Annotated in this window: 18 protein-coding genes and 2 pseudogenes; 15 read left to right on the top strand and 5 right to left on the bottom strand. The window is 68.8% G+C overall.

Going from position 1 to position 19,110, the window contains the following annotated elements; all coding sequences use genetic code 11:
- Positions 1-2: 2 nt before the first annotated feature.
- The 9 genes from E1H18_RS07465 to E1H18_RS07425 all read left to right on the top strand — a co-directional run bounded on the left by E1H18_RS07465 (position 3) and on the right by E1H18_RS07425 (position 9,105).
- Positions 3-2,297: a TonB-dependent receptor gene (locus tag E1H18_RS07465; protein WP_172265505.1), complete on the top strand. Its 2,295-nt coding sequence runs from the start codon at positions 3-5 to the stop codon at positions 2,295-2,297.
- Between the two features lie 102 nt (positions 2,298-2,399).
- A complete protein-coding gene (locus E1H18_RS07460) occupies positions 2,400-2,855 on the top strand; it encodes a VOC family protein (protein WP_172265502.1) in 456 nt (151 codons plus the stop codon).
- Positions 2,852-3,178 (top strand): helix-turn-helix transcriptional regulator, encoded by a 327-nt coding sequence (locus E1H18_RS07455; protein ID WP_172265499.1) that lies wholly within the window; start codon positions 2,852-2,854, stop codon positions 3,176-3,178. The genes E1H18_RS07460 and E1H18_RS07455 overlap by 4 nt, the downstream gene beginning before the upstream one ends.
- Positions 3,175-3,639: an SRPBCC domain-containing protein gene (locus E1H18_RS07450; RefSeq protein ID WP_172265495.1), complete on the top strand. Its 465-nt coding sequence runs from the start codon at positions 3,175-3,177 to the stop codon at positions 3,637-3,639. The genes E1H18_RS07455 and E1H18_RS07450 overlap by 4 nt, the downstream gene beginning before the upstream one ends.
- A gap of 26 nt (positions 3,640-3,665) precedes the next feature.
- On the top strand, positions 3,666-4,916 hold the full coding sequence (locus tag E1H18_RS07445; RefSeq protein ID WP_172265493.1) for a TCR/Tet family MFS transporter: 1,251 nt from the start codon (positions 3,666-3,668) through the stop codon (positions 4,914-4,916).
- 75 nt (positions 4,917-4,991) lie between these two features.
- A complete protein-coding gene (locus E1H18_RS07440) occupies positions 4,992-6,434 on the top strand; it encodes a Do family serine endopeptidase (RefSeq protein ID WP_172265491.1) in 1,443 nt (480 codons plus the stop codon).
- A 33-nt stretch (positions 6,435-6,467) separates the two neighbouring features.
- On the top strand, positions 6,468-7,769 hold the full coding sequence (locus E1H18_RS07435; RefSeq protein WP_172265488.1) for a replication-associated recombination protein A: 1,302 nt from the start codon (positions 6,468-6,470) through the stop codon (positions 7,767-7,769).
- The gene (locus tag E1H18_RS07430) at positions 7,766-8,581 is read left to right on the top strand and encodes an RluA family pseudouridine synthase (protein WP_172265485.1); all 816 of its coding nucleotides are present in this window, start codon (positions 7,766-7,768) and stop codon (positions 8,579-8,581) included. Before E1H18_RS07435 ends, E1H18_RS07430 begins: the two co-directional genes overlap by 4 nt.
- A 14-nt stretch (positions 8,582-8,595) precedes the next feature.
- A complete protein-coding gene (locus E1H18_RS07425; RefSeq protein ID WP_172265482.1) occupies positions 8,596-9,105 on the top strand; it encodes a hypothetical protein in 510 nt (169 codons plus the stop codon).
- Position 9,106: 1 nt separating this feature from the next.
- Here the strand turns inward: E1H18_RS07425 and E1H18_RS07420 are convergent, their stop codons facing one another.
- Entirely contained in the window at positions 9,107-10,336 is a 1,230-nt protein-coding gene (locus E1H18_RS07420) for a hypothetical protein (protein WP_172265479.1), read from the bottom strand.
- A 162-nt stretch (positions 10,337-10,498) separates the two neighbouring features.
- Here E1H18_RS07420 and crcB point away from each other — a divergent pair, with 162 nt between their 5' ends.
- Together crcB and E1H18_RS07410 are read left to right on the top strand one after the other, a co-directional pair.
- Positions 10,499-10,882 (top strand): fluoride efflux transporter CrcB, encoded by a 384-nt coding sequence (crcB, locus tag E1H18_RS07415; protein ID WP_172265476.1) that lies wholly within the window; start codon positions 10,499-10,501, stop codon positions 10,880-10,882.
- Positions 10,879-11,877, top strand: a complete 999-nt coding sequence (locus E1H18_RS07410; RefSeq protein ID WP_172265473.1) for an RluA family pseudouridine synthase — start codon at positions 10,879-10,881, stop codon at positions 11,875-11,877. Before crcB ends, E1H18_RS07410 begins: the two co-directional genes overlap by 4 nt.
- 108 nt (positions 11,878-11,985) lie before the next feature.
- Here E1H18_RS07410 and E1H18_RS07405 read toward each other — a convergent pair whose 3' ends face one another.
- Positions 11,986-13,191: a DUF1501 domain-containing protein gene (locus E1H18_RS07405; protein WP_172265470.1), complete on the bottom strand. Its 1,206-nt coding sequence runs from the start codon at positions 13,189-13,191 to the stop codon at positions 11,986-11,988.
- Positions 13,188-14,615, bottom strand: coding sequence for a DUF1800 family protein (locus E1H18_RS07400; RefSeq protein ID WP_172265468.1), 1,428 nt, complete (start codon positions 14,613-14,615; stop codon positions 13,188-13,190). The genes E1H18_RS07405 and E1H18_RS07400 overlap by 4 nt, the downstream gene beginning before the upstream one ends.
- Before the next feature lie 53 nt (positions 14,616-14,668).
- On the opposite strand from E1H18_RS07400, the gene E1H18_RS07395 reads away from it, so the two are divergent.
- Positions 14,669-15,391, top strand: coding sequence for an ATP12 family protein (locus E1H18_RS07395; protein WP_172265465.1), 723 nt, complete (start codon positions 14,669-14,671; stop codon positions 15,389-15,391).
- Positions 15,391-15,717 (top strand): YnfA family protein, encoded by a 327-nt coding sequence (locus tag E1H18_RS07390; RefSeq protein ID WP_172265462.1) that lies wholly within the window; start codon positions 15,391-15,393, stop codon positions 15,715-15,717. The genes E1H18_RS07395 and E1H18_RS07390 overlap by 1 nt, the downstream gene beginning before the upstream one ends.
- On the opposite strand, the pseudogene E1H18_RS27275 reads toward E1H18_RS07390, so the two are convergent.
- Together E1H18_RS27275 and E1H18_RS27270 are read right to left on the bottom strand one after the other, a co-directional pair.
- Positions 15,703-15,771 (bottom strand): annotated as a pseudogene (locus tag E1H18_RS27275) (hypothetical protein); the annotation flags it as partial. The gene E1H18_RS07390 and the pseudogene E1H18_RS27275 sit on opposite strands and share 15 nt — an antisense overlap.
- A gap of 133 nt (positions 15,772-15,904) precedes the next feature.
- Positions 15,905-16,020 (bottom strand): annotated as a pseudogene (locus E1H18_RS27270) (hypothetical protein).
- Positions 16,021-16,119: 99 nt separating this feature from the next.
- Between E1H18_RS27270 and metG the strand changes: the two are divergent.
- Both metG and E1H18_RS07380 read left to right on the top strand, forming a co-directional pair.
- On the top strand, positions 16,120-17,829 hold the full coding sequence (gene metG / locus E1H18_RS07385; RefSeq protein ID WP_172265459.1) for a methionine--tRNA ligase: 1,710 nt from the start codon (positions 16,120-16,122) through the stop codon (positions 17,827-17,829).
- Position 17,830: 1 nt separating this feature from the next.
- Positions 17,831-19,051 carry an MFS transporter gene (locus E1H18_RS07380; RefSeq protein ID WP_172265456.1) on the top strand — a complete coding sequence of 407 codons (1,221 nt, stop codon included), beginning with the start codon at positions 17,831-17,833 and terminating at the stop codon, positions 19,049-19,051.
- The last annotated feature ends 59 nt before the right edge of the window (positions 19,052-19,110 follow it).

Genomic DNA, 19,110 nt, shown 5'->3' with positions numbered 1-19,110 from the left:
AAATGAGAGTGCAGTTTCGCGGCCTTCGCGCCCTGGCCCTGGGCGCCAGCGCCCTGACCACCCTGGCCGCCGGCCAGGCCTTCGCCCAGGACGGCGGTCAGATCGAGGAAGTGGTCGTCACCGCGCTGAAGCGCTCGACCACCGTCCAGACCACGCCGATCAGCATCAGCGCCGTGACCGAGAAGTCGCTGCAAGCGCTGGGCGCCTCGGGCATTCAAGACTATTTCCGCACGGTTCCGAACCTGCAGGTCGAAGGCAACTCGCCGACCAACCGCCGCCTGACCCTGCGCGGCGTGCGCAGCGCCGGTGAAGCCACGGTCGGCCTCTATTACGACGAAACTCCGCTGACGGGTCCGGCCGGCACCACCGCCGACGCCAGCTCGACCAGCGCCGACGTCAACCTGTTCGACGCCGAGCGCGTGGAAGTTCTGCGCGGTCCGCAGGGCACGCTGTACGGCTCGGGCTCGATGGGCGGCACGCTGCGCGTCATCCTCAACAAGCCTAACAGCACCCAGTATTCGGGCGCGGTCGAGGTCCAGGGCACGGCCCAGAAGGACGGCGGCCCCGGCTACTCGGTCAAGGGCATGGTCAATGTGCCGCTGATCCAGGACAAGCTGGCCGCGCGTCTGGTTCTGTATCAGGCCGAGCAGGGCGGCTACATCGACAACATCGTCCTCAACAAGAAGGACGTGAACGAGCAGCATTCGACCGGCGGCCGCCTGATGCTGGGCTTCACCCCGACCGAAGATCTGACGATCACCGCCACGGGCCTGTTCCAGAAGACCACCCTGGACGGCCAGAACAGCTGGTATCCGGCGCTGGGCAAGAAGGACTATTCGACCAACGCTCGCGTCATCGCGCCGACCGACGACAATCTGCGCATGTACAACGTCACGGCCAAGTGGGATCTGAACTTCGCCACGGTCACGGCGACGTCGTCCTACTACAAGTGGTCGCTGCTGCGGAACTCGGACTACACCCCGACCCTGTCGGCCAACCGCGCCAACGCCACGTCGTGCCGCAACTACATTGCGGGCGGCCCGGCCGCGACCGGGACCACCAATCCGGCCTGTTCGACCGCCCAGATGGCGCAGTACACCGCCTATGCCGACAGCCGCACGCCCGGCGCGCTCTACCAGCCGATGGGCCTGACGTCGTGGAACCACGAGCTGCGCGCCAGCGGCTCGCTGTTCGAAGACAAGCTGGACTGGACCGCCGGCGCCTACCTCGAAAAGCGTGACGACTACATCGAGAGCCAGGTCGCCAAGGCCAGCGCCGCCGGCGTGATCAACGCGACCGATCTGACCGCCTGGCGCCACGTCGGCACCGAGACCAAGCAGACCGCCTTCTTCGGTGAAGTGACCTACAAGCCGATCGAGAAGCTGTCGATCACGGGCGGCCTTCGCCGCTTCGACTACGACAAGACCGTCTCTGGCCAGGTGCTGATCAGCAACTTCATCACCCAGTCGTATGTCGGTCCGGCCGCTCAGGTCGACGCCAGCGCCTCGGGCTGGGTCAGCAAGGTCAACGTCTCCTACCAGGTCACCTCGGACATCATGGTCTACGGCCTGGCGGCCAAGGGCTTCCGTCCCGGCGGCGCGAACAACGTGCCGGGCCTGGCCAGCGCGCTGCTGGCCTATGCGCCCGACAGCCTGTGGAACTACGAAGGCGGCATCAAGAGCCAGTGGTTCGATCGTCGCCTGACCCTGAATGCGGCGGCCTATCAAATCGATTGGTCGAACATGCAGATCTCGGCGACCAGCGCCAACGGGGCCTTCGGCTTCCTGACCAACGCCGGCGCGGCGCGCATCCAGGGCCTGGAAATCGAGGCCACCGCGCGTCCGATCACCGGCCTGACGCTGTCGGCCACCGCCGCCTTTGTCGACGCCAAGCTGACCCAGGATCAGGCCAACTCGACCGTCCTGATCGGCGGCTCGACCGGCCTGCGCGGCGACGCCTTCCCGAACGTCGCCGACTTCAGCGGTTCGGCCGCGGTCGAGTACACTTGGCCGCTGCAGGGTGATCTGAACGGCTTCCTGCGCGCCGACTACGCCTATGTCGGCGAGTCCGCCTCGCAGTTCCGCCCGACCTTCTCGCAATACGAAAAGCAGGGCGACTACGGCTACGCCAACCTGCGCGGCGGCGTCGAAGGTCCTGACTGGGGCGCCTATGTGTTCCTCAACAACGCGACCAACGAAGTCGGCCTGATGAGCGTCACCACGGCGCTGAACAACCCCAAGCAGGTCGTCAGCATCAATCCGCGCACTGTGGGCTTCCAGGTCCGCAAGCGCTTCTAGTCTCTGTCTAAATGCGGCGCCTCGTCCCTTCGGGGGCGAGGCGCTTGCACATTTAATTTCGTTGTGCGTTAAATATTTCGGCAAGCCGCAAGGAGCGCCGACATGTCCGATACGCGTAAGAGCCTGGTCTCGGCCCTCAGCTACCGTGACCCCCGCGCCGCCATCGCCTGGCTGGAAAAGGCGTTCGGCTTCGAGCTGACCTTCCTGGTCGAAGACGCCGACGGCAATGTCGGCCATTCCGAGCTGAGTTTCGGATCCAGCGCCATCATGGTCGGCGGCGAGTGGAGCGAAAACCACGCCAGCCCGGCCTCTATCGGCGGCAAGAACACCCAGAGCATCCACATCCGCATGACCGACGACGTCGACGCCCACTGTGCGCGCGCCCGTGCAGCCGGGGCGCAGATCATCGCCGAACCGGAGACCCAGTTCTACGGCGACCGCACCTATCGCTGCCGCGACCTCGAGGGCCACATCTGGACGGTCGGCGCGCCGGTCGAAGAGGTCTCGATCGCCGAGATGGAGGCCCGCAGCGGCCACAAGATCAGCACGCCGTCTTGAGCGAGGCGCTGGACCGAACCCTGGCGGCTCTGGCCGAACCGACCCGGCGGCGGGCCGTGGACCTGCTGCGCGCGCGTCCCCACCGGGCGGGCGAACTGGCCGAGGCTTTGGGCCTGTCGCCGCCAGCCATGAGCCGTCACCTGAAGGCCCTGCGTCAGTCGGGTCTCGTCGAGGAGAGCCACCCGGAGTTCGACGCGCGGGTGCGGGTCTACCGCCTGCGGTCCGAGCCGATGGACGAACTCAAGGCCTGGCTGGAGGCGGCCGAGGAGCTGTGGGTCGATCAGCTCACGGCGTTGAAGGCCCATGTCGAGAAGGCCCGATGAGCTCGAAGATCCTGGTCGCCCTGCGCATCGCCGCGCCGCCGGAGGCGGTGTTCGACGCGTTCGTCGATGACATCGCCCTGTGGTGGCGGCCCAATCCGCTGTTCTCGTTCACCCCGCGCAGTCCCGGCGTTATGGCCTTCGAGGATGGCCGCCTGGTCGAGCGTTTGGCCTCCGGCAAGGTGTTCGAGGTCGGGCAGGTGCGGGTCTGGGAGCGCGGTGCGCGGCTGGTGTTCGGCTGGCGCCAGGCCAGCTTCGCAGCCGACCAGGACACCGAGGTCGAGGTCCGCTTCGAGCCGGTGGAGGAGGGGACCCGCGTCACCGTCGAGCATTGCGGTTGGGACAGCGTACCCACCGACAGCGTCGCCCGCCACGGCTTCCCCGATGCGGTCTTCCTGCAAAGGCACGGGCAATGGTGGCGCGGCCTGCTGGCGGGGCTTGCCGAACAGGCCAACAGCCGCTGAAAAAGGCGGGAGGGGGAGAAACAATCATGAACCAGCCGATTACGGGCGGTCGTCGACACGCGGCGCTGGGCTTCATCTTCGTCACCGCGGTGCTGGACGTGCTGTCGCTGGGCGTGATGATCCCCGTGCTGCCCAGCCTGGTGCTGCAGTTCGGCGGCGGCGATGCGGCCACGGCGGCTGACTGGAACCTGCTGTTCGCGGTGACCTGGGGCGTGATGCAGTTCATCTGCTCGCCGGTCCTGGGCCTGATGTCCGACCGGTTCGGCCGGCGGCCGGTGATCCTGACCTCGATCTTCGGCCTGGGCGTGGACTTCCTGTTCATGGCCTTCGCGCCCAGCCTGTGGTGGCTGTTCGTCGGGCGGATCTTCAACGGCATGACGGCGGCCAGCTTCTCGACCGCCAGCGCCTACGTCGCCGACGTCACCACGCCGGAGAACCGGGCCAAGGGCTTTGGCCTGATGGGCGCGGCGTTCGGCGTCGGCTTCACCTTCGGTCCGGCGCTGGGCGGCTGGCTGTGGCAGTTCGACCATCGCCTGCCGTTCCTGGTCTGCGCGGCCCTGGCCCTTTGCAACTGGCTTTACGGCTTCTTCGTCCTGCCCGAGTCCTTGCCGCCCGAGCGCCGTCAGCCGCGCTTCGACTGGCGGAAAGCCAATCCGGTCGGGGCTCTGAACCTTCTGCGACGCCATCCGGGTCTGCTGGGGCTGGCCGGGGTCGGCTTCCTGTTCCAGCTGGCCAGCAACGTCCTGCCCAGCGTCTTCGTGCTGTACATGGGCTTCCGCTACGGCTGGGCGCCGGCGACCATCGGCCTGACCCTGATGGCCAGCGGGATCTCCAGCATCCTGGTTCAGGCCGTGGTCGTCGGCCGGGTGGTCAAGGTCGCGGGCGAGCGCGGCGCGCTGCTGATCGGCCTGTTCTGCGGTTTCGCGGGCTTCGTGGTCTACGGCCTGGCCCCGACGGGATGGCTGTATCTGTGCGGCCTGCCGCTGTTCGCCCTGAGCGGCCTGATCCAGCCGGGCCTGCAGGGCCTGATGACCCGCCGGGTCGCGCCCAACGAGCAGGGGCAGCTGCAGGGCGCCAACTCGGCCATGATGGGCATTGCCTCGATCCTGGGGCCGCCGCTGTTCCTGCTGCCGTTCGCCTTTGCCGTCCGACACGATGCGACCCTGCACATGCCGGGCCTGCCGGTGCTGATCGCCGCCGTGTTGATGCTGGCCGCCACCGCCCTGGCCTGGACCAAGGCCCGTCCGGCCCCCATATCGGAACCGCCATCGGCCTAGAGCTTTACCGTAGCGTCGCGACGTCGCCTTAGACTCGCCCGAAAGCTCGGCTCAGTTCCGGACGAACCTTTAGGAGTGACCTTGAACACCGCCCTCCGCGCCCTGCTGCCCGTCGTCGTCCTGCTGGCCGCCTGTTCGAACCCGAACGGGCAGTCGAACGCTCAACAGATCCCCGACCTGGCCCAGCCCACCCGCAAGGTCCCCAGCGACCCGGCCTCGATGAAGGCCTCGTTCTCGCCGGTGGTGAAGAAGGCCTCGCCGGCGGTGGTCAATGTCGCCAGCCGCCGGGTGGTGCGCCAGCGCGCGGATCCGTTCTGGGACTTCTTCACGGGCGGCGGCGCGCCGCGCGAGCAGGTGCAGGGATCGCTGGGCTCGGGCGCGATCGTCCGCGCCGACGGGGTGATCATCACCAACCACCACAACATCGAGGGCGTCGTCGCGGGTAACGGCGACATCACCGTTCAGCTGGCCGACCGTCGCGAATTCCAGGCCACCGTGCTGCTGGACGATCCGCGCTCTGACCTCGCCGTGCTGAAGATCGACACCAAGGGCGAGCGCCTGCCGGTGATGGCGATCGACGACCAGGAACAACTGGAGGTCGGCGACCTCGTCCTGGCCATGGGCAACCCGTTCGGCGTCGGCCAGACCGTGACCAACGGCATCATCTCGGCCCTGGCCCGCACCGACGTCGGTGCGGCCGACTTCGGCAGCTACATCCAGACCGACGCCTCGATCAATCCGGGCAATTCCGGCGGCCCGCTGGTCGACATGGACGGCGACCTGATCGGCATCAACACCTTCATCATCTCGCGCTCGGGCTCGTCGTCGGGCGTCGGCTTCGCGATCCCCGCCTCGGTAGTCAAGCAGGTGGTCAACACCGCCCTGGGCGGCGGCCACAGCGTCGTGCGGCCGTGGCTGGGCGTGAAGGGCCAGCCGGTGACCAGCGAGATCGCCCGCAGCCTGGGCATGAACGCCCCGCGCGGCGTGCTGGTGGCCCAGGTCTATCCCGGCTCGTCGGCCGATCGCGGCGGGCTGAAGGAAGGCGACGTCATCCTGACCATCGATGGCCAGGCGGTGAACGACGAGGGCGGCGGCGCCTTCGCCATCGGCACCCACAAGGTCGGCGACCGCGTGCCGGTCGTGGTGCGCCGCGGCGAGCGCGACCAGACCCTGACCGTCCGCGCCGACGCCGCGCCGGAGACCCCAGCCCGCGACGAGCGCGTGATCACCGGCCGCAATCCGTTTGACGGGGCCACCGTGGTCAATCTGTCGCCGGCCGTGGCCCAGGACCTGAGCGTCGATCCGTTCGCCGGTCGCGGCGTGCTGGTCACCAAGATCGGCCAGGGCGCGGCCATGAACGTGGGCCTTCGCCCCGGCGACTTCGTGCGCGAGGTCAATGGCCGCCAGATCAACGCTGTCAGCGACCTGGTCTCGGCCGCCCAGGCCGGCGCTGGCCGCACCTGGCAGGTCGTGATCGAGCGCAACGGCCAACGCATCGCGGCCCGCTTCAACCCCTGACGTCGGCGTCGGCGGCCTGCTAGAACTGGACTCATGTCCGATCTCTTCCAGGCCGCCGGCCTGACGCCTCACGCGCCTTCGCCGTTGGCCGACCGTCTGCGGCCCCAGAGCCTCGACGAGGTGGTGGGCCAGCAGCATCTTCTGGGGCCGGAAGGGCCCATTGGCCGCATGGCCGCCGCCCATCGCTTGGCCTCGATGATCCTGTGGGGGCCGCCCGGCACCGGCAAGACCACCATCGCTCGCCTGCTGGCCAAGGCCGGCGGCTACGAGTTCCACCAGATCTCGGCGGTGTTCTCCGGCGTCGCCGACCTGAAGAAGGCCTTCGAGCAGGCCCGGGTCCGCCGCGCAGCGGGCCAGTCGACCTTGCTGTTCGTCGACGAGATCCACCGCTTCAACCGCGCCCAGCAGGACGGTTTCCTGCCGTTCGTGGAGGAGGGGATCGTCACACTGGTTGGCGCGACGACCGAGAACCCGTCGTTCGAACTGAACGGCGCTTTGCTGTCGCGCTGCCAGGTGTTCGTGCTCAAGCGCCTCGGCGAGGACTCGCTGGACCAGTTGCTGCAGCGCGCCGAAGTCGCCGAGAACCGCTCGCTGCCGATCGACGCTGAGGCGCGCTCGACCCTGGTGGCCATGGCCGACGGCGATGGCCGCTACCTGCTGACCCTGGCCGAGACCCTGTTCTCGATCGGTACGGACAGCCCGCTGAACCCGACCCAGCTGGGCCAGTTCCTGCAGAAGCGCCGCCCGGCCTACGACAAGGACCGCGAGGAGCACTACAACCTCATCTCGGCCCTGCATAAGTCGGTGCGCGGCAGCGATCCGGACGCGGCTCTGTATTGGCTGGCGCGGATGCTGGAGGGCGGCGAGGACCCGCTGTTCATCGCCCGCCGCCTAGTCCGCATGGCGTCGGAAGACATCGGCGCCGCCGATCCATTGTCGCTGTTGCTGACCACGGCGGCCAAGGACGCCTACGATTTCCTGGGCTCGCCCGAAGGGGAGCTAGCCCTGGCCCAGGCGGTGGTTCACATGGCGTCGGCGCCAAAGTCCAACGCCGTCTACAACGCCTACAAGGCCGCCCGCCGCGCCGCCAAGGAGACCGGCAGCCTGATGCCGCCGGCTCACATCCTCAACGCCCCGACCAAGCTGATGAAGTCGCTGGGCTATGGCGACGGCTATGCCTACGACCACGATGTCGAGGGCGGCGTGTCGGGCCAGAACTACTTCCCGGACGGCATGGAGCGTCGCCGCTTCTACGAGCCCAAGCCCATCGGCGCCGAGGCCAAGGCGCGCGAACGCTTGGAAGCGTGGGGCAAGGTGCGTAAGGACGGCAAATGAGCAGCCCAAAATTCCGCCGTCCGCCCGGCGTCGCCAAGCCCAAGGCCATCGAGTGCCCGATCACCCTCACGCCTGAGGAGATCGCGGCGGCCCAGTCTTGGGTGCTGTACGAGGACGAGGCGATCATCGTGCTGGACAAGCCCACGGGTCTGTCCAGCCAGGGCGGCCGCATCAAGGCCCATACGCTGGATGACCTGCTGTGGGCGTTCGCCAAGCCGGGCAAGGCGCGGCCGCGGCTGATCCACCGGCTGGACCGCGACACCTCGGGCGTGATCCTGACGGCCAAGACCAAGCCAGGCGCGGCGTTCCTGGGCGAGGCCATGATGGCCAAGCGCTTCCGCAAGAGCTACCTGGCCATCGTCGCGCCGGGCGCGCCCGAGCCCAAGGGCGGCATGATCGACAGTCCGCTGCGGCGCGAGTCGATCGGGCGCGAGGCCTATATGCGGGTCTGCGAACCCGACCATCCGGACGCCGAGACCGCCCGCAGCCGCTATCGCACCCTGGCCAGCAATGGCGTCGCCGCCTTGGTCGAGCTGTCGCCCGACACTGGCCGCATGCACCAGCTGCGGGTTCACATGGGCTCGATCGGCCGGCCACTGGCCGGCGACAGCCGCTATGGCGGGGCGCTGATGCTGGGCGGAGTCGCCGTGCCGCGCCTGATGCTGCATGCCGCGCGCCTGACCTTCCCGCATCCGATGGGCGGCGAGCGCAAGATCCTGGCCCCGCTGCCTGACGATTTCGCCGCCATGCTCAAGGCTCTGGACCTGCCGGTTCCGGAACAGGGGGCTTCAGAAGCCGTTGATCCGGCGTGAAGAGGCAAAACGCCATGAAGATCGCAAAACCTGTAATCGCCGCCGCTGTGTCGGGCCTGCTGCTGGCCGCGTGCGCCAGCGCTCCCACGGTCTATCGCGCGCAAGCGGGCGCGCCCAACGACGTCGGCTATTCCGAGTATCGCCTGGAGGCGGGCCGTTATCGCGTCACCTTCCAGGGCGGGCCGGGCGCATCGGAGGCCCAGATCGCCGACTACGCCCTGCTGCGCGCGGCCGAGTTGGCCCTGCAGGACGGCTACGACTGGTTCCGCATCGCCGATCGCTCGACGACCGGCAGCGGTTACGATCGCGGGCCGCGCATGTCGGTCGGCGGTGGTTCGGCCAGCTTCGGCCGTCACTCGAGCTTTGGCTTGGGCGTCGGCACCAGCTTCAATCTCGGCCCGGGTCCGGCGTTCTCGCGCTCGATCGAGGTCGTGTTCGGCAAGGGCGCGCCGCCGCGCGACCGCGACGTCTATGACGCGCGGGACGTGGTCAAGAACGTGGGATACGGCCGCCAGCGGACATAGTTTAAGCCGCCGCCTGCTTGCCCAGCGGGTAATTGGCGCGCAAGGCGGCGTGGCTGAGACCGGCCTGTTCGGCGGCGGCGAAGAAGCCGTCCTGGGGCAGACCCTGCAGGATGGTCATCGGCGCCAGGCCGCGGGCGTCGCGACCGAAGGCCATCATGTCCATGGCGATCTTGGCCGCTTCGCCCGAGAGGTCGCTGGCGTCCAGGGCCAGGCCAGCCAGGCGGGCGTCGCGCAGCACGCGCAGGGCTTCCTTGTCCGGCGGCACGCGGGCGATGACGCCGCGTGTCAGGGCGCGCAGAAGGCCGACGACCTCCAGCAGGCGACCGGCGGGGGTGCCGCGGGTGACATCCACCAGCTCGATCATCACGCCGCCACGCAGCAGGGCTAGTGAAAGGCCCGCCGTACCGGTCAGCAGGTCGCGGCCGCGCTGGGTGCCCAGGGTGCGAAACGAGGCCGGCAGGATCAGCTCGGGCGTCGTGTGGCCCTGGGCCGAGCGGGCGAACACCGCCGCATACTTCAGGGTCGACTCGTCGATGAAGGCGACATCGCGATCCGACAGCTTGGTCAGGGCGCGGGCGCTGGCCTGCCGGCCGCTGGCCAGATGGGTGACCATCGGCTCGATGCGAACGGCGGTGGTGATGTTGCGGCGCAGGCTGACGACGTGCTCCAGCGTGAAGTCCACACGCAGGGCCGCGCCGGCGGCGGTGGTGAAGGCCACGGGGGTGCGGCGCGACTCGTCGGCCGGGTCCACGGTGAAGCGGACTGGCGAGCGCACGCTGTCGCGACGGGCGCGGGCGGCCAGGATCACGGCCGGGTCGATGCGCTTGCAGACGGCTTCGCCGCCTTCCAGCCCGACGACCGAGCGGATGCCCATTTCCGAGGGATCGGCGACGCCCAGCAGGTGGGTGAGCACGTCTTCCAGGATCTTCACGCTGGTCGCCTGGGCGGCCAGGCCCTGGTCGTGGTGCGTGGCGATCAGGAACTCGCTGTCGGAGATGCGGGCGCGCATGTCCTGGCGGTCCAGGTGCTCTGCCAGCTTCCGCTCGACATAGGTCCAGACGTCGTTGCGCTTGTCGCTCCACCATTCGCCGGCCCAAGACTTGATGGCCTTGACGCTGATGACATTGACCGAGCCGCGCGCGACCAGGTCTGACCCCGCCAGGCGCTGAAGCACCGGGCCGGGGAGGGCCACGCGTTCATTCGCGTCATGAGGGGGGGCTGAGAAGGACATGGCTCGGGCGCTGTTGATGTACGCCGAGAATGCCGTCTGCGCGCTTAACGCGTAGTCACCAAATAGGGTTTCCAAAGTTGTTTACCGTGAAAGAAACCGGGGAAATCAAGGGAACTCCGGTGGGTGCTTGGCGTTTGCGCCCGCTCGGCGCATAAGGCGTTGATGAACAAGCTGCTCCTCGTGGCGGCCGGTGGGGCCGTGGGCTCTGTCGCGCGCTATCTGGTCGGCGTCGGGGCGATGCGGGTCATGGGCCCGGGCTGGCCCTATGGCACCTTCACCGTCAACCTGCTGGGCGGCTTCCTGATGGGCTGCCTGGCCTCGTGGCTGGCCCATCGCGGCGCGGCCGGCAGCGACCAGTGGCGGGTGCTGCTGGGCGTCGGCGTGCTGGGCGGCTTCACCACCTTTTCGTCGTTCTCCCTGGAAACCGCGCTGATGATCCAGAAGCGCGACTACCTCCAGGCCTTTTCCTATTCCGCCGCCAGCGTGCTTCTGTCCGTGGCGGCCCTGTTCGCGGGCCTTCTGGTCGCCCGCAGGATTTTCGCATGAGCACCAAGGAAGTTCGCACCCTGTACGTCGACGCCGGCGAGGACGGGGTGCGCCTGGACCGCTGGTTCAAGCGCCGTTGGCCGCACCTGAACCACATCCAGCTCAACAAGCTGTTCCGCTCGGGCCAGGTCCGGGTCGACGGTTCGCGCGCCAAGGCCGACACCAAGCTGGCGGCCGGCAGCCAGATCCGCGTCCCGCCTTTGCCCGACGCGCCCGATCCGACCGACAAGGCCAAGCTGTCGGCGCGCGACATCGCCTACGCCAAGTCGCTGGTGCTGTACGAGGACGAGGAAGTCCTGGCCCTGAACAAGCCCGCCGGCCTGGCCGTGCAGGGCGGCACCAAGACCACCAAGCACGTCGACAAGCTGCTCAGCGCCTGGGGCGAGGGCGTCAATCGTCCGCGCCTGGTCCACCGCCTGGACCGCGACACATCGGGCGTGCTGCTGCTGGGCAAGACCCCGGCCGCCGCCGCGCGCCTGTCTGGATCCTTCGCCAAGCGCAAGGCGCAGAAGACCTATTGGGCCATCGTGGTCGGCAACCCGCACCCGACCGAGGGCGTGATGGAGCTGCACCTGGCCAAGCGCGGCGTCGGCGATCGCGAAATCGTCGTGCCCGCCCAGCCCAAGGATCCGGACGCCCAGCCGGCCGAGACCGAATTCGTCACCATCAGCCGCGCCGGTCCGCGCGTCACCTGGATGGCCCTGCGCCCGCACACCGGCCGCACGCACCAGCTGCGCGCCCACATGAAGGCCATGGGCCACCCGATCCTGGGCGATCCCAAGTACGGTGACGACAAGTCAGGGCCGCTCTCGGAAGGCCTTAAGCTGCAGCTGCACGCCCGCTCGATCCTGCTGCCGCACCCCTCGGCCGGCATGCTGCACGTCGAGGCCCCGCTGAGCCCCGAGATGAAGGAAGGCTTCCGCAAGTTCGGCTTCTCGGAAGACGAGGCGGAGGCCGAGCCCTTTGGCCGGCGCAGCGCCAAGATCCGTCGATAGGCCAGAGACTTCTTCCCCTCCGGAGGGGGCGAGTATGAGATCACTCTCCTCACTGGCCCCACCTGACCGCGCGATGCGCGGTCGTCCGCCCCCGGAGGGGGCAGACGGTCAGACCAAGCCCGTCATCGCCTTCGCCCCCGCGCTGTCCGGGAACACCTGCTTCTCCAGGATCGTGCGGTCGACGCCCATGTGGTCGGCCAGCACGCCCTTGAACAGGCCGCGCATGTCCAGCGTCGGGGCGGTGTCGCGGTTCTCGAACAGAGCGGTCTGCTTCAGGGTCGGCCAATCGCCGACGATGCCGCCGCGCTTGAGGGCGCCGCCCAGGATCAGGCCGGTCGAGCCCGTGCCGTGGTCGGTGCCGCCAGTGCCGTTGACGCGGGCGGTGCGACCGAACTCGGTGACGACGACGACCACGGTGTTCTTCCACTCCGCGCCCAGGCCCGTGTGCAGGCCCGCCAGCACCGCGTCCATGTAGGACAGGCGCGTAGCGATCTGGCCGGCTTGTCCGGCGTGGGTGTCGAAGCCGTCCAGCGACACGGCCGCGATCTGCGGGCCGCCGGCCTGGATCATGAAGCCGCCCAGAGTCGAGCCCAGCTTGCGCGCGGCCTCGCTGCCTGCGCGGTTCGGTTGGGGGGCGGCCATGGGGGCTGTGGGCGCGGCCATTCCCGTCATGGCCAATTGCGCCATGGTCTCGGTCTCGAGGCCGCGCGCGAAGGCGGGGCCCAGGAGCGGATCGGTCTTGTAGAGATCCTGCAGCAGGGTCGGCAGGCGGGCGGTCTCGTCGACGCCCTTGCCGGGCGACCAACTGGCCGCCTGCACCTTGCCGCGCAGGATGAGCGGGGCGGTGGTCCCGACAGACAGGCCTTCGACCTTGCGGACGGGAGCCAGGGCTTCGAGCGTGCGGTTCAGCCAGCCGGTCTCGGCGCCGTAGACGCCGGCCGCGCCGGTCTCCAGCACGTCCTGGGCTTCGAAGTGCGAGCGGGCGCGATCGGGACTGGCGATGGCCGGGGCGATGCGGGCCTGGCCTTGCTGGGCGAGGGCATGGACGGTCTTCAGCTCAGGATGCAGGCCGAAGGTGTCGTCCAGCTTCAGCACCTGGTCGGGCCGCATGGCGATCGAGCCGCGCAAGGCCGCATAGTCGGGGTCACCCACCGGGGGGGAGACGGACAGGCCGTCCATGCCGCCGCGGCAGATGACGACGACCAGCTTCTTTTTGGCGAGGTCACCCTCGGACGCGGCGAAGGCCTGGGTTCCCAGGAAGCTGACGGAGATGCCCAGACCCAGCAGGGCGCGACGGTTCAGAGGCGCGTTCATCGGCGTTGGAACTCCGGGCTCATCACGAGAAGGGCGAAGGCCTCGCGGCGGGTCTCGGCCCGCGACACGGCCTTGGCGACGGGCGGCGTCAGACGTGCGCCCAGGGCCTGAAGGGCCAGCGCGTTTGGATCGGTGCGGTCGGCTGCGGCGGCGGCCATGCCCTGCGCCCATTGCATCCGCTTGATCAGGCCGTCGGGCGAGGCCCAGGCGCCCGCCTCCTCAGGCCAGCCCTTGGGGGAGGGGGCGTAGAACGGCCGCTGGCCCATCCCCGTCAGCACCGGGGCGATGCGCTCATAGGCGGACGGCTCGGCGCCGATCAGCCGCCAGGTCGACAGGGTGAACTCGTAGGGCGTCTTGAACTTGGCCGGCGTCGGCTCCCAGGCCTCCGGGCTCTCGATCAGCGCCTTTGCGACGGCCGACAGGTCGCCGCCGGTGTCCATCCAGCGCTTCTCAAGCCGCGCGGCCAGGGCCGGCGGGGGCGTGTCCGACACGAAGTGGCGGGCCAGCTTGCGGCTGACATGGCGGGCGGTGCGTTGATCGGCGGCCAGGGTCTTCAGCACCGCCAGGCCCTGGTCGACGCCGCCCTCGGCGTAGGTCTTGCCCAGGATCTTCCGCGCGCCCGGTTCATGGGTGTTGACGCGGAACACGAACTGGCCGGCGCGGTCCTCGGCGTCGCGACCGATGGAAAAGCCGGTCAGGGCGCGGGCGAAGTCGGTGACGTCGGCCTGGCTGTAGCCGGCGTCGACGCCCACGGTGTGCAGCTCGAGGATCTCGCGCGCCAGGTTCTCGTTCAGCCCGCCGCGGCCTTGCCGGCGACGGCTGACCGCCATGCTGCCCGGACCCACCGACTGAGCCTGATCCAGATAGGTCAGCATGGCCGGGTGGGTGGACGAGGCGACCAGCAGGTCCTCGAAGCGGCCGAAGACGTGGGGCCGGATCGCCTCGCGCTCGAACGGTCCGATCAGCACCGAGGTGATCTGCTTGGTCGAGGAGACAGTGAAATGGTTGGCCCAGAACAGCGCCCAGCGCTCGCGGAAGCTAGCTGGCGTGCTGGCGCCCAACTGCGCCCGGGCCAGGAAGTCGCCATTGACCCGCTCGCGCAGCTGACGCTGGGCGTCCATGAAGGCGACGCCGTTCTGGGGCGTTTCTCCATCCTTGCGTTCGCGCTCCATGCGGCGCTGCTCCTGGAAGTCGCGCATCCAGGCGAAGCGTTGGGCGGCGCTCTCGCCGTCGCTCTGGGGCAGGTCCGCGCCGTCGCGGCGCACCTGGGCGGTCAGCCAGCCTTGCGGATCGGCCTTGGCGGCCTCGATCTCCCCGGGGCGGGCGCCCAGGCCAAAACGGGTGACGGCGACGGCGGCCATCAGATCTTTGCTGGGCAGGCTCAAGCGGCGCTCTCCCTTGCGTGAACACTCGACATTGACCATTCAACGCCGGTGGCGGCCCATTCCGTCGCGAGCTGGCGAAAAGAGTCTCTCCCGTGTCCGACAAGTCCGAGCTGCTGCTGAAACCCAAGCGCTTCTACAAGGCCGCCGCCGCGGCGCCGGTAGAAGGCGGCTTTGCTGTTCAACTGGATAGCCGCACGCCCAAGACGCCGGACAAGAAGCCGCTGGTGCTGCCGACGCGGGCGCTGGCCGAGATGATCGCCGCCGAGTGGGAAGCCCAGGTCGAGTATATCGACCACAGTCTGATGCCGGCCACGCGCCTGGCTTTCACGACCCTGGACCGCATTCCCGAAACCCGCACCGGCGTCGCCCAGGAGATCACCGCCTACGCCGCGTCCGAGCACCTGTGCTATCGCGCCGAGCATCCGACGCCGCTGGTCGAGCGTCAGGCGCGCGAATGGGGCGCGATCCTGGACTGGGCCAAGGCCGAACACGGCCTGATCTTCACCCCGGTCGCCGGCGTCATCCACCAGCCGCAGCCGCCGGCCACCGTGGCGGCGGTCGAGGCCCTGCTCCTGACCCTGGACGATTTCGCCCTGGGCGGCGTGGCCTTCGCCAACGGCCTCTTTGGCTCGGCGGTGCTGGCCCTGGCCGTGCGCGCCGGCCGCCTGACGGGCCCGAGGGCCCTGGACCTGTCGCGGCTGGAGGAGATCTTCCAGGCCGAGCAGTGGGGCCAGGACGATGAGGCCACGGCCCGCGCGGCGGCCCTGGCGGTGGAAGCCGAGATGATCGATCGCTGGTTCGCAGGCCTGCGCTGATGGGAACCTTCGCCGTCTATGCGGCGGCGGCCCTGGCCGAACTCGCCGGCTGTTTCGCTTTCTGGGCCTGGCTGCGCCTGGACCGTTCGCCGTGGTGGATCCTGCCTGGCGCCCTGTCGCTGATCGCCTTCGCCCTGCTGCTGACCCGGATCGACGCCAGCGTCGCGGGACGGGCCTTCGCGGCCTATGGCGGCGTCTACATCGTCGCCTCGATCGGCTGGATGCGTTTCGTGGAAGGCGCGCGGCCCGACCGCTGGGACCTGATCGGCGGCGCGATCTGCCTGGCTGGCGCGGCGGTGATCCTGCTGGGGCCGCGAGGGGGCTGAGCTTGCCGGGCTCACCCGCCCGCCGTCGACGTGATTGAAGGCAAAGGGGTCTGTCCAGGCCTATACTGGCCCACCCGACGGGACGCTGGCGGATAACGATCGCGCGGAGCATCTGCTGCGTCGGAACGGTAACTGACTCAAGCTCTTCCGGGCGTGGCCCGGCGCTCCGCAGCCCCTTCCCATGACTTCAGCGGTGAAGCCGCGTGAGGCTGCGAAGCCGTGCGTCCTTCGAGGCCCGCTGCGCGGGCGCCTCAGGATGAGGAGCTTTGTCCTGAATTCCTCATCCTGAGGTGCGAGCCGCAGGCGAGCCTCGAAGGACGCACGGCTTTCCCTTCCGGCCCGACCCTTCTATATGCGGACGCTTCTTCGCTTCCCGTGACTCCCCCGAAAGGCCGCGCCCTCATGGCTCGCATCCTGATCACCTCCGCCCTGCCGTACATCAACGGCATCAAGCACCTGGGCAATCTGGCGGGGTCGATGCTGCCGGCGGACGTCTATGCGCGGTTCAAGCGCTCGCAAGGCCACGAGACGCTCTACATCTGCGCCACGGACGAACACGGGACGCCGGCGGAACTCGCCGCCACCGCCGCGGGCCAGGACGTCGCCACCTACTGCGCCGAGCAACACGTGCTGCAGCACGATGTGGGCCGCGCGTTCGGCCTGTCGTGGGACCACTTTGGCCGCTCGTCGTCACCGCAGAACCATCGCCTGACCCAGCACTTCTGCCAGGCCCTGGAGGATCACGGCCTGATCGAGGAACGCGTCGACCAGATGGTCTATTCGGTCGACGACAAGCGCTTCCTGCCCGACCGCTATGTCGAGGGGACCTGCCCGCACTGCAAGTTCGAGAAGGCCCGCGGCGACCAGTGCGACAACTGTGGCAACCTGCTGGACCCGACCGACCTGATCGAGCCCTATTCGGTGATCTCGGGTTCGCGCAACATCGAGGTGCGCGACACGCGTCACCTGTACCTGCTGCAGACCAAGATGCAGGACAAGATCCGCGCCTGGGTCGACAGCCATGGCGACTGGCCGCAACTGGCGCGCTCGATCGCCTACAAGTTCCTGGACGAGGGGCTGATCGATCGCGGCATCACCCGCGACCTGGCCTGGGGCGTTCCCGTGGCCAAGGACGGCGTTCCGCGTCCGGGCTTCGAGGACAAGGTCTTCTACGTCTGGTTCGATGCGCCGATCGAATACATCGCCGCCACCCAGGAGTGGGCCGAGGGCGGCGCCGACCGCGACTGGAAGCGCTGGTGGCGCACCGACGAGGGCGCCGACGACGTCCGCTACGTCCAGTTCATGGGCAAGGACAATGTGGCGTTCCACACCGTCAGCTTCCCGGCGACCATCCTGGGCTCGGAAGAGCCGTGGAAGAGCGTCGACATGCTCAAGGCCTTCAACTGGCTGAACTGGTACGGCGGCAAGTTCTCGACCAGCAACAAGCGCGGCGTGTTCATGGACGCGGCCCTGGACATCCTGCCGCCGGACCTGTGGCGCTGGTACCTGACCGCCAACTCGCCGGAAGGCAGCGACACGGCCTTCACCTGGGAGATGTTCGCCAGCGCCGTGAATCGCGACTTGGCCGACGTGCTGGGTAACTTCGTCAACCGCATCCTGAAGTTCAACGAGAGCAAGTTCGAAGGCGTCGTCCCGGCGGGCGGCGAGCCTGGCCCGCTGGAAGAGAAGCTGTTCGCCGACGTCTCGGCGCGCCTGGCCGATCTTACCGAGCAGATGGACGCCATCGAGATGCGCAAGAGCGCCCAGGCGCTGCGAGCGCTGTGGGTGGTCGGCAACGAGTACCTTCAGGAAGCCGCGCCGTGGACCGCGATCAAGACCGATCGCGACCGCGCCGCCGTCATCGTCCGCACCGCCCTGAACCTGGTGGCGCTGTACGCCAAGATCTCGGCCCCGTTCATCCCGTTCGCGGCCGAGACGATCGGCGCGGCGATGAGCCTGGACTATCCGGCGCAATGGCCGTCGAACGACGCCAAGGCCGAGCTGGACAAGCTGCCGGTCGGCCAGGCGCTGACCGTGCCGGAGGTCCTGTTCAAGAAGATCGAAGACGAGCAGATCGCCGAGTGGACGGCCCGCTTCGGCGGCGCCGAATAGCATGACGGATGGGGCGGACAGGTCGGGACTCTCGAGTCTTGTCCGCCTCAGCCTGTTCTACGCCGCGATCTATCTGAGCACCGGCGTCAGCCTGCCGTATATCGGCACCTATCTGCGCGATCGTGGCATGGACGGCGGCCAGATCGGCCTGATCCTGGCCCTGCCGCTACTGCTGAAGCCTTTCACCGGCCCGGCCCTGGCGGTGTGGGCCGACGGCTTCACCCTGCGCCGCACGCCGATGATCTTGCTGCTGGTCGGGGCGGGCCTGGGCTATGCGGGCCTCCTGGCGACCCACAGCCTGCTGTGGCTGATCCTGTTCTGGTTCATCGGCCAGACCCTGCTGTCGACCGTCTCGCCCCTGACCGACGTCATCACCCTGCGCCGGGCGCGGACCGAGAGCTTCAACTACGGCATTCCGCGCGGCATGGGCTCGAGCGCCTTCATCGTCGCCAACCTGGCCATGGGCGTGATCCTAACGCTGGTCGCGCCGACGATCATCGCCGTCTGGGTCGCCGCCGCCTGCTTCATCGCCGCCATCGCCGCCGCGACCCTGATTCCACCCGAGCGGGTCCACGCCGAGGGCGCCAAGCCGGCCCGGTCCGAGCGCTGGAGGGGCCTGGGCGACCTGATGCGCAACCGCACCTTCGTGCTGGCGGTGGTCACGGCGGGCCTGATCCAGGGGGCTCACGCGTTCTACTACGGCTTCTCGGCCATCCTCTGGCGCAAGCAGGGGATCAGCGAGCCGATGATTGGCGTCCTGTGGGGCGTGGGCGTCGCCGTCGAAGTCGGCTTCATGTGGTTCCTGGAACCGCTGCGTCGCCGCTGGGGACCCGAGCTGTTCCTGATCCTGGGGGCGGGCGCGGCGGTGCTGCGCTGGACGCTCTACGCCTTCGAGCCGCCGCTTTGGGCGCTGTTTCCGCTGCAGGCCCTGCATGCCCTGACCTTCGCCGCCAGCTTCCTGGCCTCTCTGCGGCTGATCGAGAAGCTGGCCCCGCCGTCGGCCGCGTCGCCGGCTCAGGCGATCAACTCTGCGCTGTCGTCGGGCTTCACCCTGGGTATCGCGACCTTGGCGTCAGGTCCGCTGTTCGACGCCTTCGGCGCGGGCGGCTACGGAGCCACCGCCGCCATGGCCCTGCTGGGCCTGGGCGGCGCGGTGCTTTTGTGGAGGCGGGCCCAACGCCCCAACACCGCTCATCCCCGCGAAAGCGGGGACCCAAGCTGATGCTCAAATCCAAGCGCCGCGCGAACGATCAGCGCCGCTTGGGTCCCCGCTTTCGTGGG

The organism is Caulobacter sp. RHG1 (assembly GCF_013181195.1).
GTDB lineage: Bacteria > Pseudomonadota > Alphaproteobacteria > Caulobacterales > Caulobacteraceae > Caulobacter.
Note: the sequence above shows the minus strand (reverse complement) of the source record. Positions and strands in the feature narration are given on the sequence as shown.